Consider the following 16,248-nt stretch of genomic DNA (forward strand, 5'->3'; position numbering starts at 1 on the left):
GGGAAGCAGCTGATCACAGAACTTCGGCGTGCGCCTGGTAGAGAGGTTTGAGCGCGTCGTAGAGCGCGCGGTGCGCCGGGAAGATGCGGTCGTAGGCCTGCGCGGGTCCCGGTTGCGGGACGAAAGTGCGCTCCACGCTCACCCCGGCCAGCGCCTGGTCGAAGTCCTCCCACACGCCGGCACCGACGCCCGCGGCCATCGCGGCGCCGTAGGCGCCTCCCTCGGAGGAGCCGGTCACCACGGCGATCTCCCGGTCGAGGACGTCGGCGAGCATCTGCAGCCACAGCGACTCGCTGGTCGCACCGCCGGAGGCGATGACGCGCTCGCAGTCGAGCCCGGCGTCGCCGCACACCTCCAGGATCTCCCGCAGGTTGAGCAGAACCCCTTCCATCACGCTGCGCGCCAGGTGGCCGACGTGGTGGATCGGCGTCAGGCCCACCCAGCTGCCGGTCGCCTCCGGGGCGACGTGCGGGGACCGCTCGCCGAGCAGGTAGGGGAGGAAGCGGAGGCCGTCGGAACCGGGGTCGACGGCTTGGGCGAGGCCGATGAGCCGGTCGAAGGAGATCGGATCGGTGGTGGTGGCGGGCGCGAGCGCGTCGCGCAACCACTGGAAGGCGCCGCCCGCGCTGAGCGACACACCCATGCAGTGCCAGCGTCCCGGTGCGTTGCCGCAGGACACCTGGACCCGGCCTCCGGGGTTGTCCGGGCAGGAGGACGCGCCACCGGCGACGATCCCGGCGGTACCGAGGGTGAACCCCACCGCGCCCGCGTCGACGAGACCCATCGCCGTGGTCTGGATGACCGCGTCTCCGCCGCCGCCGAAGACCGGGGTGCCGGCGGGGACGTTCCACCGCTCGGCCAGTTCGGGTTTCACCCGCCCGGTCTGGTCGGTGGACTCCACGACGTCGGGCAGCAGCGAGCGGTCGATGTCGAGGAGCTGGAGCAGCTCGTCGGACCAGGCGCGGCGGGCCACGTCGAATAGGCCGGTGCCCGAGGCGTCGGAGACGTCGGTGGCGCACGTCCCGGTCATCCGCAGCCGCAGGTAGTCCTTGGGGTTGAGGACGCGTGCCGTGCGGGCGAAGAGCTCCGGCTCGTTCTCCCGGAACCAGACGATCTTGCCGCCGGTGAAGCCGGGCAGCATCCGGTTGCGGGTCATCCGCAGGAGCTCGTCGAGCCCGCCTGCCCGCTCGGTGATCCAGTCGCACTGCGGCGCGGCCCGCTGGTCGTTCCACAGGATCGCGTGCCGCAGCGGATCGCCGGAGGCGTCGAGGGCGGTGAGCCCGTGCATCTGGCCGCACAGCCCGATCCCCGACACCTCCCGCCCGCCCTCGGGCAGCGACGCGGTCAGCGCCGTGATCGCCTCATCGGTGGCGCGCCACCACTCCGCCGGGTCCTGCTCGGCCCATCCCTGCCGGAGGTTGATCATGGCGTAGTCGCGGCTCTGCTTGGCGAGGACTTCGCCGTCGCCGTTGACGGCGATGACCTTGCAGGTGGAGGTGCCGAGATCGATGCCGATGAGCATGCTGCTACGTCCTTCCGCGCCTCATCGCGCGCCGTGGCGAAGCCTGATGTGCTTGAGCTGTAAGTAGGATTCGAGACCCTCGTGGCCGTGTTCGGAACCGAAACCGCTTTCCCGCCGGCCGCCGTAGGGGGCGTTCATGATTCCGGCGTCGACGTTGTTGACCGCGACGTTGCCGAAGTCCAGTTCGCGCGCGAGCGCGAACGTTTCACGGGTGTCGTCGGTGTAGGCGTAGGCGGCCAGTCCGCCGGGAGCGGCGTTGGCCCGCTCGATGACGTCGTCGAGATCGGAGAACCGCGCGACTCCGACGAGCGGGCCGAAGGTCTCCTCGTGCATCACCAGCGCCTCGTCCGGTGCGTCGGCGACGACCGTGGGACGCAGGAACAGGCCGGGCTTGAGCTCCGCCACGGGCCCACCCCCGGCGACCAAGGAGGCGCCGCGCTCGCGCGCGTCCTCGATGTGGTCGAGGGTGCGGCGGTAGGTCTCCTCCATCGTCATCGAACCGACGTCCGCGGACGGAACCTCCATCCCGTCGGCCACTTCCAGCGCGTCGGCGGCAGCCGCCAGGCCTGCCAGGAACTCGTCGTGGACGCCGTCCTGCACGTAGATCCGGTTGATCGCGATGCAGATCTGCCCGGCGTTGCGGAACGAACGGCGCGCGGCGCCGGTGATCGCGGCGCCGATGTCCGCCCGCTCGGTGACGATCATCGGGCAGCTGCCGCCGAGTTCGAGGGAGAGGCCGGTGATCCCGTTGACCGAGCGGAAGATCGACTGGCCGGTGCGCATCGACCCGGTGAAGGCGACCTTGCGGATCGCCGGGTGCTCGACCAGGGCCTGACCGGTTGCGCCGTCGCCGTGGACGAAGTTGACCACGCCGCTGGGGAAGACGGCGGCGACGCACTCGGAGAGGATCTGCGCGCAGCCCGGGGTGTGCTCGGAGGGCTTGATGACGATGGTGCACCCGGCCGCGGTCGCTCCCGCCAGCTTCCAGCCGATCAGCTCGATCGGGTAGTTCCACGGGACGATGCCGGCGACCGGGCCGATGGGCTCCTTCTCCACGATGCTGGTGAAACCGGCGGCGTCGTTGGGGATGGTCCGGCCGAACACCCGCTGCGCTTCCTCGGCGTAGTAGTGCAGGGCCGTGATGAACTTCCGGACTTCGCCGCGCGCTTCGTCCAGCGGCTTCCCCTGCTCCCGCGTGATGGCCGCGGCCATGTCGTCGACGCGGTGCGCGCATTCCGCGGCGAGCTCGTGCAGGTACCGGGCGCGGTCGGCCGGAAGGGTTGTGCGCCAGGTCCGGAAGGCGGTCGCGGCCGAGGCCACCGCCGCGTCGACGTCCGCGGGTGATGAGCGAGGGGCGATCGCGGCCAGTTCGCCGGTCGCGGGGTTGTACCGCTCGATCAGGCCCTCGGAGGCGTCGTGCCAGGTACCGGTGTGGAAGTTCCGGCAGGTGATCACTTTGTTCTGAGGCATCCGGTTCTGCTTTCGTGGCGCTGACGCGAGATCCGGCGATCAGTGCCGTTGATGTTCAGCGGACGGGTTGCAGCGGGGAGACGAAGAACGCGGCGTGGCCGGCCTGGGGGCCGCTACCGGAGAACCGGTGTCGTTCGTTGACTTCGTATGATGATCGGACGATAGTTCTCGCATGGTCCTGTCGCAAGCCCCGATCCCGGCAGCATCGAGTGCGCAGACCCGAGCAGCGCCGCCGGAACGCCCGCCGCGCCTGCCCGACGTGGTGGCCGAACGCCTGCAGAACGACCTGCTGGCGCAGGGATTGCGCCCGGGGGACCGGTTGCCCACCGAACCGCAGCTCGTCGAGCGCTACGGGGTCAGCCGGACGGTGATCCGGGAAGCCGGTCGCATCCTCGAACAACGCGGGCTCGTCGACATCCGCCCCGGCCGCGGGATGACGGTGTCCACACCGGACGGTTCCGCGATCGTCCAGCACTACTCGCTGATGCTGGGCATGAACGCGACGACGTTCCAGCAGCTGATGGAGACCAGGCTGATCATCGAGGTCGAGGTGACCGCGCTCGCGGCGGCCCGCCGCACCGACGAGGACCTGGACGAACTGCGCGCCTCGCTGGGGCGCGTGGAACGGCACATGAGCGACTACCAGGTGTGCCTCGAAGAGGACGTGCGCTTCCACGAGGTCGTCACGCGCGCAGGCGGGAACCCGTTCTTCTCCTGGTTCATGGACCCGGTCAACACCTGCCTGCGCGAGTCGTACAAGGACGCCGGGTCCTTCCTCGCGAGCCTGCCCCAGACCTTGGCCGAGCACGGCGCGATCCTGGAGGCGATCGCAGCCGGCGATTCGAACGCGGCGCGGGAGGCCTCGCGCGCGCACCTGAACCGGGTCGTCTCGCAGCAGGACGAACTGGTCCCGGGACGATCACCGCGCTGAAAGACCGCCGCGCCCTTGACCTCCAGCGCACTCGAGGTTCGACACTCGACGAGTCCCGGCGCCGTCGATCGTCCAGCTCCGACCGATCGGCGACGCCGGGACCTCCGCGTCCAGGACCGATGGCAGCGGTGATGCCGCCGCAGGCCTTGTACCGTGGCCGAGAGCGCTGCACGCGCTGAACCCGCCGCATCGAGAGGAGCGCCCACGTGCCTCACCTGCTTCAGGTCGACTTCCCCATGGACGGGCCGTTCGGTGCGGCCATGGCGGAGGCGTTCGGCGAGCTGGCGCGGAGCATCAACGACGAGCCCGGGCTGATCTGGAAGATCTGGACGGAGAACCGCGACGCCGGGGAAGCCGGCGGCGTCTACCTCTTCGAGTCGGAGGACGACGCCGAGCGGTACCTGGCGATGCACTCCGAACGCCTGCGGTCGATGGGCGTCGAGAACGTGCGGGGAAAGATCTTCGAGGTCAACGAGGCGCTGTCGGCGATCAACCACGGCCCCACCCAGGCCGGCTGACCCCTCGGCCGCCGCGCTCAGCTCCCCTTGAGGTCCCGCTCGGAGGTCAGCACGTCGACGACGTGCTGCCGTTTCCCCTCGAGCCCGTGCCGCGCGCCGAGACGACGCTGACCAACCGCCCGTCCTCCTGGAGTCCCGGCACGACGAAGGAGACCGTTCGATGAGCATCGACATCAGCGACAGCGGCCAGGTGCGCACCATCGCCATCAACCGCCCGACCAAGGCCAACGCCCTGCTGGCGAGCGACGTCCCGGCGCTGGAGCGAGCGGTCGTGGAGGCATCCGAGGACTGCCGCGTGCTCGTCTTCACCGGCACCGGGGGCCGGAACTTCTCGGCCGGGATGGATCTCGACACCTTCCAGGGCGTGTCCGAGACCGAGGCCCGCGGCATCATCGCCGGCATCGGATCGATGATGCGCGCGGTCCGCCACGCACCGCAGATCTCGGTCGTGGCGCTCGAAGGGGCGTGCATCGGCGCCGCCTTCGAACTGGCCCTCGCCGCCGACCTGCGGGTCGCCCACGCCGAGGCGCTGGTCGGGCTCCCGGAGGTCAAGCTCGGCATCCCGTCCGTGGTCGACGCCGCGCTGCTGCACCACTACGTCGGGCTCTCCACCGCCAAGGAGATGCTGCTGACGGGAGAGCCGAAGGCCGTCGGCGAGCTGGCGCACACCGGGTTGATCAACAAGACCGTCCCGCGGGGGAGCGTGGTGACGGTGGCAGCGGAATGGGCGGACCAGCTGGCTGCCCTGCCCGCTCTGGCGATCCGCGAGCAGCGAGCGCTCATCGACGAGTGGCTCAACGTCTCCCTGCAGAACGCGGTGGACCAGTCGATCAACACCTTCGGCCGGATGTTCCGCTCCGGCGAGACCTCCGAGAACGTCCGGCGCTACACGGCGAGCCGGGGCTGAGCGCGCACGTCCGGCACCGGACGTGCGCAACCGCAACACCGGCACCTCCGCTGCGCTCCGGCCCGGGTGCCGTGAGGTGGAACACGGCGAAACCGGGACGAAATACCTGGTCGCAGGGCCCCCACCGGACTGCATGCTCGTGGAGGTTCCCCCGGAGGGGACGTTTCGAGAGCCGGTTCCACTGGTTGCGGGAGGGAAAGCTGATGGGTCAGATCGCCGAGGTCACCGGACTGTTCGACCAGCGCACATCGCAGGACGTGCCGACGCAGGAGCTTCCCGTCACCGGGCGGTTGGGCGAGTTGATCCCGACGCCGCGCGAGGCGGGGACGAGCATGCGGCTGGTGGTCGACCGAGGGGCCGCCGAGGGGGCGGAGTTCGCGATCTCCGCGCCGCTGACCGTGATCGGACGGCACCGCGACTCCGACATCGTGATCGACGACGTGACGGTGTCCCGGTACCACGCGGAGCTGGAGATCGAGGACGGCCGGTGCTTCCTCTACGACGGCGGCTCGCTCAACGGAACCTACGTCAACAGGCGGCCGGTGGAGCGCATCGAGCTGTCCGACTCCGATGAGATCTGGATCGGCAAGGCGCGGTTCACCTTCCACGTCGGCGCGGCGGCCGACGTCCCGGTGCCCGCCCAGCGGTGAGAACGGGCGCGCGTCCGGTGGCGAGACCGCCGGGCGCGCGCCTCGCCGCGTTCACGTGAGCTGACGACGCGCGCGGCGGGGACCGCTGCGCTTGAGAGTCCGATGGGGGCGGGCTCTCGCGAGTGGGCACTCGGCTCAATCCTGCTGCTGCTCGGCTGTTTCGCGGTGTGGGAGCCCGACGAACATGTCCTGGTGCAGGGTCGCCACGTGCCGCTCGGCGACGTCGCCGGCGCACGCGGCGTCGCGGTTGCGCAGGGCTGCGACGAGTTGCACGTGCTCGCGGTTGGACTCGCGCAGGTGCTGCATGGGGTAGGGCAGGTAGTAGCGGTAGAGCTCGCGCAGCAGTCGCGCGTACTCCTGCTGCACCGCACCGATCCCGGTCGCGGCGGCGACGGCGAGGTGGAACGTCTCGTCGAGCTTGTGGAAGTCCGCCCAGTCCGCGGCGTCGTTCATCTGCTCGGTGAGCGCGTGCAGGTGCTCGACCTGGTCGGGGGTGGCGTTACGGGTCGCCAGGTGCGCGATGCCGCATTCCAGGACCAGGCGGCGGTCGATGAGGTCGTGCACCTCCGCGCTCGCCGCGCGGTAGATCTCGGTCTCCCGGACCGTGCTGCGAGCGGGGGCGTCGACCACCCGCGTGCCACCACCGCGTCCGCGGCGGCGCTCCAGGATTCCTTCTTCGCACAGCGCCACCAGCGCGCGTCGCACGGTGATCTCGGAAACCTCCAGGGCGGCGGCGAGCTGAGCGTTGCCCGGCAGCCACTCGCCCGGTTCGAGCAGCCCGAGGTCGACCGCGAGGGAGATCCGGGCGCGGACGGTGTCCATGGCCGAGAGCCTGCGGATGCCGGAGAGCGCGGACGCGGACAGGGGTGCGGCGGGGTTCTCGTGGTGCTCGTCGGCGTCGGCCCTGGTCATGGTGTCCACGGTAACCAGGAGCCCAAAACTTGTTCAAGATGACCACTCTTGTTTAAGTGCTCATCTTGCTCTATTTTGTTTTCATCGCTGAGCGATACCCGGACTGACCTGCGAAGAAAGAAGGCGAGCGAGATGTCCCGACTGTTGCCGCTGGCGCTGGCGCAGGTGTCGCCGCAGGCAGCGACGGCACCCGTGTCGGAGTTCGCCGGCGACGTCGAGCGCCTGCTCGCCGGACACCCGCGGACACGCCTGGTGGCGTACCCGGAGCTGCACCTGTGCGGCGTCGAGGGCACCGGTCCGGAGCGCAACGCGCGGTTGCAGGAGGCGGCCGAGCCGCTGGACGGTCCCCGCTCCCGGCAGCTCGGCGAGCTGGCGGGGGACCTGGGGATCTGGCTGATGCCGGGCAGCGCGTGCGAGCGCGGGGAGAACGGCGAGCTGTTCAACACCGCCCTCTGCTACTCGCCGGCGGGGGAGCTGCACGCCTTCTACCGCAAGGTCTTCCCGTGGCGGCCGTACGAACCGTACGAGCCCGGCGACCGATTCGTCGTCGCCGACGTTCCCGAGTTCGGCCGGCTGGGATTCTCGATCTGCTACGACTCCTGGTTTCCCGAGGTCGCCCGGCATCTCGCGTGGATGGGCGCCGAGGTGATCATCAACCCGGTGCAGACCACGACGAACGACCGCGAGCAGGAGATCGTCCTCGCCCGGGCGCACGCGATCGCGAACCAGGTCTTCGTCGCCAGCGTCAACGCCGCCCGCCCGGTGGGCGTCGGTGGCAGCCTGATCGTCGACCCGGAAGGGCACGTGCGGCGGCAGGCCGCCGGGGGCGAAGCCGAGGTGCTGACCGACGTCCTCGACCTCGGCGACGTCGCGCGGGTGCGCGAATCCGGCACCGCGGGTCTCAACCGCATGTGGTCGCAGTTCACCGACCACGACGCCCCCGTCGAGCTACCGCTCTACCGGGGGCGCATCGAACCAGCTACGTGGCACCCGGAGACCCCGGAAGCCGGCATCCGCATCCCCGGCCCCGAAGCGGCCGGCTGACCGCCGCAACGACGCGGCGCGCACCGAGGAGCTACTCATGCCCGAAGCACCACCGTCGCTGCAACGGACCCTCACGGTCAGATCCGTCGTCCTGTTCGGACTGGCCTACATGACGCCGCTGATCGCGCTGGGCACCTTCGGCGTCGTCGCCGAGGAAACCAGCGGGGCGGTCCCCACCGCCTACCTGGTGGCGATGGCCGCGATGCTGTTCACCGCCTACAGCTACGGGAAGATGGCCGCCACCTACCCGGTCGCCGGCTCGGCCTACACCTACGTGCGGCGGGCGCTGGACTCGCGCGTGGGATTCCTGGTCGGCTGGGCGGTGCTGCTCGACTACTTCTTCCTGCCGATGGTGATCTGGCTGCTCGGCGGCACCTACCTGCAAGCCCAGTTCCCCGCTGTGCCCTTCTGGGTCTGGATCGTCTCCTTCATCGCGGCCACCACCTGCCTGAACGTGCTGGGGATCAAGGTCGCCGAGAAGGCCAACTTCCTGCTCATGGCCTTCCAGTTCCTGGTGATCGGCATCTTCGTCGTGCTGTGCGTGCGCCACGTCCTCGACGCCCGCGGCGCCGTGGGCCTGCTCGACAGCTCGCCGCTGCTCAACCCCGCCACCACTGCCGCGGGTGTCTCCGCCGGTGCCGCGCTGGCCGCCTACTCCTTCCTCGGGTTCGACGCCGTCACGACCCTGACCGAGGAGTCGGTGAACCCGCGCAGGACGATTCCGCGCGCCATCCTGCTCATCGCGCTGATCGGGGGCGGCGTCTTCGTCCTCGTGACGTTCGCGGCCCAGCTCGTGCACCCGGGAAGCGCCTTCGCGGACTCCGACTCAGCCGTGTTCGAGATCGCCACGGTCATCGCTGGAGATCTCGGCACGGCAATGCTGCTGGCGGGGCTGGTGATCGCGCAGTTCGCCTCCGGCCTCGCAGCGCAGGCCAGTGCCGCACGCCTGCTGTTCGCGATGGGCCGCGACACCGTCCTGCCCCGCAGGCTCTTCGGCGCCCTGGACCCGCGCTTCCGCACTCCGGTGGCCAACATCGTCCTCACCGGTTGCGTCGGCCTCGTCGCCTTGGTGCTCGACGTCTCCACCTCGACGTCGTTCGTCAACTTCGGCGCCTTCACCGCCTTCACCGCGGTCAACATCAGCGTCATCGCCCTGCACGTCCGCCACCGCCGGGAAGGCCGACGGCAGGCGTGGTGGACCCTCGCCATCCCCGCAGCCGGAACCCTCATCGACCTCTGGCTGCTGATCAACCTCGAATCCACAGCCCTGGTCCTCGGCGGGATCTGGCTGGCGGCAGGCGTCGTCTACCTCGCCTTCCGCACCCGCTTCTTCCGCACCCCACCACCGGAGATGACCGCACAACCCGACGAGCAAGCCCTGGCCGGCACGAGCCCGTAGGAAAACGGCTACGGCGCGCCAGGTCCCTGGACCCAGCGCGCCGTAGCCCCCGCCCCAAACCCGCTGGCACCACACCCCCGAAGACCCACCCCGAAGGACCCGGACCCTGAAAACTGCCGTAATCCGGAACCCGAAAACTGCCGTAATCCGGTGCCCGATTACTGCGGTAATCCGGGTTCGGAACCTGATTGGCGCGGTGTGGACAGGTGTCGTCTCAGAGGCGTGCCGCGTTGAGCGCGTCGCTCAGCCGCTTGGCGGCCGCGCGCACCGCTTCGGCCCGCACGTCGCCGTCGGACCCCGTGAAGTCCTCGCTGTGCCCGCCGAGGCTGATCGTCCCGACCAGGGAATCGCGCGAGCCGAGGATCGGGGCGGCGACGGCCGAGACCCCGTTGAGGTAGTCGTTGCGGCTGCGCGAAACCCCCTCGGCGCGAACCTGATCCAGGTGGCTGGCGAATTCTCCCGGGTCGGAGAGGGTCATCTCGGTGAAGGCCGGGAGCGGGTCTCGCAGCGCCCGGCTTCGAAGCTCGGAGTCGAACGCCGCCATCGCCACGGGCGCGGCTGCGGCGTGGTACGGCAGGACTGATCCGATCGAAACGGCTGCCAGGACCATCGGTTTGCCGCCCTCGACCCTGTCAATGCACACGGCCCCGGCGGCGGAGGGGACCATCAAGAACGCCGTGTCGCCGAAGTCCGACGCCAGCGCTTCGAGCTCCGGCCGGGCCTCGGTTCGCAGGTCGAACCCGGCGAGCGCGGCGGCGCCGATGGTGAACATCGGCATCCGGACCCGGTAGGCGCCGCTGTGATCCCGGTGCACCCAGCCGGCCTCGACGAGGGTGCTCATCAGCCGGTGGACGGTCGGTTTGTTGAACCCGCTGGTCGCCGTGAGTTCGGCGAGCGTGATCACGGGCCGTTCGGCGCTGAACTGCCCCAGCAGCTGACAGGCGCGCAGCACCGATCCGACGGTCTCCCGCCCTGAGCTGTCTTCGACAGCTTCTCGTGCCACCGCCACCTCCCCTTTCGTGTTTCGGGACAGCGTCAGGCTAACGGCCTGCTGACCGCATCTGCTTGACATGGTCGTGTCCCTCGCGCACAGTTTCGGAACGCGTATCGCATCACGATACACAAGGGAGCTGTCAGTGGATCTGCGCGAGATGATCACCGAAAGACTCGTCTACGCACCCGGCGTCTGGGACGGGCTGACCGCCCGGCTGGCCGAGCAGGCGGGCTTCCCCGCGCTGTGCGCGTCCGGGTTCGCGATCTCGGCGGCGTTGGGCTACCCGGATGCCGAGCTCTACACGATGTCGGAGAACCTGCAGGCCGTCCGGACGATCCGCGAGGCGAGCCCGCTACCGGTCATCGCCGACATCGACACGGGCTACGGCAACGCCGTCAACGCCGCGCGAACAGCGCGCCGGTTCGCCGACGCCGGGGTCGCCGCGGTGTTCATGGAGGACCAGCGCTCGCCCAAGCGCTGCCCGCTGATCCCCGGTGCCGAGCTCGAACTGCTCGACCTGGCGGAGGCCACGGGCAAGATCCGCGCCGTCCGCGACGCCGCGCAGGGGACCGGAATGCTCGTGATCGCCCGGACCGACGCCAAGGGCGACGAGGCGCTCCGCCGGGCGGAGGCCTACGTCGAGGCCGGAGCCGACCTGATCATGCCGGTCACCAAGACCTTCTCGACCGTCGAGGAGTGGCGGCGCTGCCACGAGATCACCGGAGCCCCGCTGATGGCGACCCTCACGGCCTCGGCCTGGACCGAGCGGGAGTTCACCCCCGAGGTGATGGAGCAGATCGGCGTGCGCATCGCGCTGCTGCCCACTCAGGTGCTGATGGCGGTGACCGGTGCCGCGCAGGAGTGCCTGAACCGGCTCGCCGCTGGGGAACCGCCTGCCCAGGTCGGCGCGGGAGCCACGCCGCACCACGAGTTCGTCGAGCTCATCGGGATGCCCGAGATCGAGCGGCAGCAGCACGCGTACCTGCCCGCCACCGAGACGGTCTGAGGGAGGCGTCATGGCGAGCACGATCACCGAGAAGATCCTGGCCGGGGCAGCGGGCGTCGACCAGGTCAAGGCGGGTGACAACCTGCCCGCGCGTCCCGACTACATGATCGCCTACGACTTCCCCGGCTACACCGATGTGATGTTCCGGCAGATGCACGACGACTTCGGCATCCGTGCGCTGGCGGAGCCGGAGCGCTACGTGGTCTTCATCGACCACATGCTGACCAAGGGCACCGACAAGGAGCAGGAGGTCCACCAGGTCACCCGCGACTGGTGCGCGTTCTACGGCATCGAGCTGCACGAGGCCCGCGGCATCGGGCACCAGGTGATGGCCGAGCTCGGCTACGCGCTGCCCGGCAACTTCCTGATCCACTTCGACGGCCACATCTCCGGCGCGGGCGCGTTCGGCGCGCTGGGCTGGGGCGTGCGCCGGGACCTGCTGGAGGCCTGGGTCTCCGGGCAGATCTACCTCGACGTCCCCCGGACCACGAGGTTCGAGCTGACCGGTGAGTTCGCCCCGGGCGTCGACAACCGGGACCTGGTGCACCACATCATCGGCGAGTTCGGGGCCGACGGGTGCGCGCACCAGGTGATGGAGTTCGCCGGCCCCGGCGCGCGGTCGATGTCGATCGACCGCAGGCAGGGCCTGTGCGGCATGGCGATGTTCACCGGCGCGGTGTCCGCGGTGTTCGAACCCGACGAGGCGGCGCTCGCCTACGCGAAGCGGGTCGCTGCAACGGATTTCACGCCCCAGCTGCCGGACCCGGGAGCCGACTACGCCGCGGTGCACACCATCGACCTGTCCGCGCTGAGCCCGCAGGTCGTGCTGCCCGGATCAGCTCGCTCGGCCAACACCCGTCAGGCCGCGGAGCTGTCCGGAACGCCGGTCACCAAGGCGTTCATCGGTTCCTGCGCCAGCGGGCGGATCGAGGACATCCGGGCCGCTGCCCTCGTCCTCGACGGCAGGGAGGTTGCCCCGGGGGTCGAGCTCAACGTGGTCCCGACCTCGGACGCGGTGCACCGGCAGGCCGAGGACGAAGGGCTGCTCGACGTGCTGCGGGCGGCCGGTGCTCACATCGCCCGCTCCAGCTGCGACTTCTGCTTCGGCTACCAGAAACCGCTGCAACCGGACGAGAACTGCATCTCCACCGGCGTCCTCAACATCTCGGGCCGGATGGGCAGCACCGACGCCAACATCTACATGGGATCGGCGTACACGGTGGCGGCAAGCGCGGTGACCGGCACGATCGCCTCGGCGGGGGAGGTGACGCGATCATGAGCGCCGCCCGCGACTACCCGCCGCCACCGGACCTCATCCGCGGGCGCGTGGCCTGGGTGTTCGGCGACGACTTCGACATCGACCTGGTGATCGGGGTCGAGAACATCAAGTCCTACGACGCGGATTTCCTGCGCGGCAAGGTCATGCAGGCCTACGACCCCACCTTCGCCGACCGCGTCCGGCCCGGCGACGTCATCGTCGGCGGCCGCAACTTCGGCTACGGCCACCCGCACTACCCGCCGATGGTGGCACTGCGCGATCTGGGCATCGCCGCGGTGCTGGCCGAGTCCTTCTCCCCGGGGTTCTGGCGCGGGGAGACGCACAACGGCATGCCGCTGCTGACGGTGCCCGGCATCAGCACCGCGGTCACCATCGGTGATGCCGTGCAGGTCGACTGGAGGACGGCGGTGGTCGGCGTCGACGGCGGCGCCGAGTTGCGCGGCGACCCGCCCAGCCCTCGCGTGCGCCGCGTGATCGAAGCCGGCGGCTCGGTCAAGCTCCTGCTGGCCGAGCACGCCCGCAATCCCAGCCACCAGCACTGATCCCCCCCACGTTCCTCGACCCGGTCAACGACGATCAGGAGTCAGCACCATGTCTGAGACGGTCCCACCAGCCGCCGCACCCGCCACCACCGGATCCTCGCCGACGATGGCCCGACGCGCCGCCGCGGCGGGAGGCGTCGGCACGCTGATCGAGTACTACGACTTCAGCGTCTACGCCTTCCTCGCCGTCACCATCGGCCCCCTGTTCTTCCCCAGCGGCCACCCGGCCGTGTCGCTGCTGCTCACGTTGGCGGTCTTCGGATCGGCCTACGTCATGAGACCCGTCGGAGGCTGGTTCTTCGGCAGGCTCGGCGACCGTCGCGGTCGTCGGCAGGCGCTCGTCGTGACGGTCGTGGCGATGGGAATCTGCTGCGGTCTGCTCGGTCTCCTGCCGACCTATTCCACGGCCGGAGTCCTCGCCCCGGTGCTGCTGGTGCTGATCCGCCTGGCGCAGGGCTTCTCGGCCGGCGGTGAGATCGGCGGCGCGGCGACCTACGTCGCCGAGTCGGCACCGGTCAAGCGCCGCGGGCTCTACGGCTCGGTCACGGCACTCGGCTCGACCCTCGGGTTCGCGGTGTCCGCGGCCGTGGTCGGCCTGGTCAGCACCTTGACCACGGCCGAGCAGATGACGGCGTGGGGCTGGCGGATCCCGTTCCTGGTCTCCATCCCGCTGGCGATCCTCTGCCTGTGGGTGCGGGTCCGGCTGGAGGACACCGCCGAGTTCGCGGAGATGGCCGACAAGCGAGAGGTGGTGCGCAGCCCGCTGCTGCAGGTCGTCAAGCAGCACCCGATTTCCCTCCTGCGGGTCATCGGCATCGCGATCGCCATGAACGGCAGCGGCTACATCGGCCTGACCTACTTCAACGTCTACCTGATCAACGACCTGGGCTTCGACAAGCAAGCCGTGTACTGGACCTCGGCCATCGGGATCGGGCTCGCCTGCGTCACCTACCCGATCGCGGGTGCGCTCTCGGACCGGTTCGGGCGGCGGCCCGTGCTGATCACCGCCTACGTCGGCTACCTCGTCATCGCGTGGCCCGCCTTCGCGATCCTCGGCGCGACGTCGAGCATCCTCGTCGTCGGACTCGTCTACGTCGTCTACATGTCGTTCAACGGGTTCGCGCAGGTCCCGGCCTTCCCCCAGTTCACCGAGCTGTTCCCGCGGCAGGTGCGCTACACCGGTGTCGCGCTCGGGTTCAACCTCGGGACGATCATCGCCGGCGGCACCGCTCCCTACATCGCCGCACAACTGGTGCAGAGCACGGGAAATCCGATGGCGCCCGCCTTCTGGGTCATGGGAGTGGCGGTCGTCGGTCTGATCACCGTGCTGACCCTGCGCGAGACCGGCAGGGATCGCTTGCCGGTCTGACCGTCCGGTCCACCGGTTTCCGGGAAACCGTCTGAACGCACCGCAGGAGGTCGACCGTGCCCGATTCGCGCTGCACCACACCGGGTTCCGAGGCGCTGAGATGACCGGTACCAGGGAGGTCGACTTCCTCTGCGTCGGTGGCGGGCTCGGTGGTCTCGCCGCCGCGCTGCGGGCCGCCGACCTCGGCGCCGAGGTCCTCGTCGCCGAGCGCTCCGAGGTGATCGGCGGGGTCGCCGCGTACAGCGGGGGTTTCGTGTGGGTGGGCGGCGATCCGCTGACACCGGAACCGAGCGACGCCCTGGAGACCGTCGAGTCCTATTTGGACCACGTCCAGGGCGAACGACCGGTGGAGCGGGAAGCCCGGCGCGCGTACCTGCACGACGCGCGTGAGGCGACGGCGTGGTTCGCCGCAGCCGGAGTTCCGTTCCGGGTGATTCCCGGCGCGTCGGACCTCTACCACCCGGCGCCCGGCTCGACGGCCGAAGGACGACTGCTCGAATGCGTCGTCGACGGCCGGGACCTGGGCGCGTGGCGGCCGCACCTGCGGCAGGGGCCCTACTACGACATCGGTGTGAGCCGGACCGAGTCGTACTCGGCTGCGCGGGAGGAGCTGAACGACGACCGCCTGACCCACGGCATGGGCCTCGTCGGCGCCTTCGCGCGGGAGGCGCTCGTGCGTCGCGGGGTGGAGTGCCTGCTCGAGTCCAGGGTGCGCGAGCTCCTGGTCGAGGGCGGAGACGTCGTCGGTGCGGTGCTGGACGGGCCGCACGGGCGCACCCGGGTCCGGGCCCGCGGCGGGGTGCTGATCGCGGCGGGCGGCTACGGCGGTTCACCGCACGCGGCGGAGCTGGAGGACGTGCCGGCACTCGTCGAGAGCGCCCCGCCCGTCGTCGACGGCGATTCGATCGCACTCGCGGAGCAAGCAGGTGCCGGCCTGATTCGCGGCGCCGACCCGTTCTTCAGCGTCGGGTACGGGTTCCCCGGCGAGGTCCACCCCGGAACGGACGTTCCCCTCGTGCGGCCGCTGCTGACACACCTCGGACTGCCGCATTCCCTGATCGTCAACCGCGACGGCCGCAGGTTCGGCGACGAGAGCTACTACGGCGCGCTGATCAGCGCCCTGCGCCGCTTCGACACCCGCCTGCGCCGGTGGTCGAACGTGCCGTGCTGGTTCGTCGTCGACGACGAGTTCCGCGCGCGCTACCGGCTGGGACCCCATTCGGCGGGGGAGCGCTGGCCGGACTCGATCCCTCGGGCGGACAGCATCACCGAACTGGCCGCGGCGACGGGCATCGACCCCGACGGCCTGCGCCTGACCGTCGCGGAGTTCAACCGCGCGGCGGATCGGGGCGAGGACCCCGAGTTCGAGCGCGGGATCCGGCCGTTCGTGCGACGGACCTACGGCGACGCCGAGCACGGGCCGAACCCGTGCCTCGGCGCCGTGCGCACCCCGCCGTTCTACGCCCTCGAGCTGTCCCTGGTCGGGTTCGGCATGGGCACGCTCGGACTGTGGATCGACCGGGACGCCCGCGTGCTCCGCCGCGACGGGTCCCCGGTCGGTGGTCTCTACGCGACGGGCAACGCCGCCGCGACCCGCGAGCTGCGCGGCTACGTGACGGGTCTGGCCAACGCCCGCAACTACACCTACGCCTACCGAGCGGCCGGTCACGCCTGCGGCCGCAGCCGAGAAACGCACCTCTGAGGA

Annotated in this window: 15 protein-coding genes; 11 read left to right on the forward strand and 4 right to left on the reverse strand. The window is 70.3% G+C overall.

Annotated elements, in window-relative coordinates:
* Window positions 1–13: 13 nt before the first annotated feature.
* Together xylB and KBO27_RS16170 are read right to left on the reverse strand one after the other, a co-directional pair.
* On the reverse strand, window positions 14–1,522 hold the full coding sequence (gene xylB, locus KBO27_RS16165; RefSeq protein WP_210970816.1) for a xylulokinase: 1,509 nt from the start codon (window positions 1,520–1,522) through the stop codon (window positions 14–16).
* A 21-nt stretch (window positions 1,523–1,543) separates the two neighbouring features.
* Window positions 1,544–2,992 (reverse strand): aldehyde dehydrogenase family protein, encoded by a 1,449-nt coding sequence (locus tag KBO27_RS16170; RefSeq protein ID WP_210970817.1) that lies wholly within the window; start codon window positions 2,990–2,992, stop codon window positions 1,544–1,546.
* Window positions 2,993–3,164: 172 nt separating this feature from the next.
* On the opposite strand from KBO27_RS16170, the gene KBO27_RS16175 reads away from it, so the two are divergent.
* The 4 genes from KBO27_RS16175 (at window position 3,165) to KBO27_RS16190 (ending at window position 5,998) form a co-directional block, all read left to right on the forward strand.
* Window positions 3,165–3,923 (forward strand): FadR/GntR family transcriptional regulator, encoded by a 759-nt coding sequence (locus KBO27_RS16175; protein ID WP_210970818.1) that lies wholly within the window; start codon window positions 3,165–3,167, stop codon window positions 3,921–3,923.
* Window positions 3,924–4,129: 206 nt separating this feature from the next.
* Window positions 4,130–4,441 carry a monooxygenase gene (locus KBO27_RS16180; protein ID WP_307870440.1) on the forward strand — a complete coding sequence of 104 codons (312 nt, stop codon included), beginning with the start codon at window positions 4,130–4,132 and terminating at the stop codon, window positions 4,439–4,441.
* Window positions 4,442–4,601: 160 nt separating this feature from the next.
* Window positions 4,602–5,348 (forward strand): enoyl-CoA hydratase/isomerase family protein, encoded by a 747-nt coding sequence (locus KBO27_RS16185; protein ID WP_210970819.1) that lies wholly within the window; start codon window positions 4,602–4,604, stop codon window positions 5,346–5,348.
* A gap of 203 nt (window positions 5,349–5,551) precedes the next feature.
* Window positions 5,552–5,998 (forward strand): FHA domain-containing protein, encoded by a 447-nt coding sequence (locus tag KBO27_RS16190; RefSeq protein ID WP_210970820.1) that lies wholly within the window; start codon window positions 5,552–5,554, stop codon window positions 5,996–5,998.
* 135 nt (window positions 5,999–6,133) lie between these two features.
* Here the strand turns inward: KBO27_RS16190 and KBO27_RS16195 are convergent, their stop codons facing one another.
* Window positions 6,134–6,910: a FadR/GntR family transcriptional regulator gene (locus KBO27_RS16195; RefSeq protein WP_210970821.1), complete on the reverse strand. Its 777-nt coding sequence runs from the start codon at window positions 6,908–6,910 to the stop codon at window positions 6,134–6,136.
* Window positions 6,911–7,042: 132 nt separating this feature from the next.
* On the opposite strand from KBO27_RS16195, the gene KBO27_RS16200 reads away from it, so the two are divergent.
* Window positions 7,043–7,954 (forward strand): carbon-nitrogen hydrolase family protein, encoded by a 912-nt coding sequence (locus tag KBO27_RS16200; protein ID WP_210970822.1) that lies wholly within the window; start codon window positions 7,043–7,045, stop codon window positions 7,952–7,954.
* Window positions 7,955–7,991: 37 nt separating this feature from the next.
* On the forward strand, window positions 7,992–9,353 hold the full coding sequence (locus KBO27_RS16205) for an APC family permease (protein ID WP_210970823.1): 1,362 nt from the start codon (window positions 7,992–7,994) through the stop codon (window positions 9,351–9,353).
* A 214-nt stretch (window positions 9,354–9,567) separates the two neighbouring features.
* Here the strand turns inward: KBO27_RS16205 and KBO27_RS16210 are convergent, their stop codons facing one another.
* Window positions 9,568–10,356, reverse strand: a complete 789-nt coding sequence (locus KBO27_RS16210; protein WP_307870441.1) for an IclR family transcriptional regulator — start codon at window positions 10,354–10,356, stop codon at window positions 9,568–9,570.
* Window positions 10,357–10,489: 133 nt separating this feature from the next.
* On the opposite strand from KBO27_RS16210, the gene KBO27_RS16215 reads away from it, so the two are divergent.
* The 5 genes from KBO27_RS16215 to KBO27_RS16235 all read left to right on the forward strand — a co-directional run bounded on the left by KBO27_RS16215 (window position 10,490) and on the right by KBO27_RS16235 (window position 16,245).
* On the forward strand, window positions 10,490–11,353 hold the full coding sequence (locus tag KBO27_RS16215) for an isocitrate lyase/PEP mutase family protein (RefSeq protein ID WP_210970825.1): 864 nt from the start codon (window positions 10,490–10,492) through the stop codon (window positions 11,351–11,353).
* Between the two features lie 10 nt (window positions 11,354–11,363).
* Window positions 11,364–12,632, forward strand: coding sequence for a 3-isopropylmalate dehydratase large subunit (locus KBO27_RS16220; protein ID WP_210970826.1), 1,269 nt, complete (start codon window positions 11,364–11,366; stop codon window positions 12,630–12,632).
* Complete coding sequence (locus KBO27_RS16225) at window positions 12,629–13,174, forward strand: 3-isopropylmalate dehydratase small subunit (protein WP_210970827.1); 546 nt, start codon at window positions 12,629–12,631, stop codon at window positions 13,172–13,174. The genes KBO27_RS16220 and KBO27_RS16225 overlap by 4 nt, the downstream gene beginning before the upstream one ends.
* 49 nt (window positions 13,175–13,223) lie before the next feature.
* Window positions 13,224–14,543: an MFS transporter gene (locus tag KBO27_RS16230; protein WP_210970828.1), complete on the forward strand. Its 1,320-nt coding sequence runs from the start codon at window positions 13,224–13,226 to the stop codon at window positions 14,541–14,543.
* Window positions 14,544–14,643: 100 nt separating this feature from the next.
* On the forward strand, window positions 14,644–16,245 hold the full coding sequence (locus KBO27_RS16235; RefSeq protein WP_210970829.1) for an FAD-dependent oxidoreductase: 1,602 nt from the start codon (window positions 14,644–14,646) through the stop codon (window positions 16,243–16,245).
* Window positions 16,246–16,248 lie beyond the last annotated feature (3 nt).

The organism is Saccharopolyspora endophytica (assembly GCF_018070075.1).
Taxonomy (GTDB): domain Bacteria; phylum Actinomycetota; class Actinomycetes; order Mycobacteriales; family Pseudonocardiaceae; genus Saccharopolyspora; species Saccharopolyspora endophytica.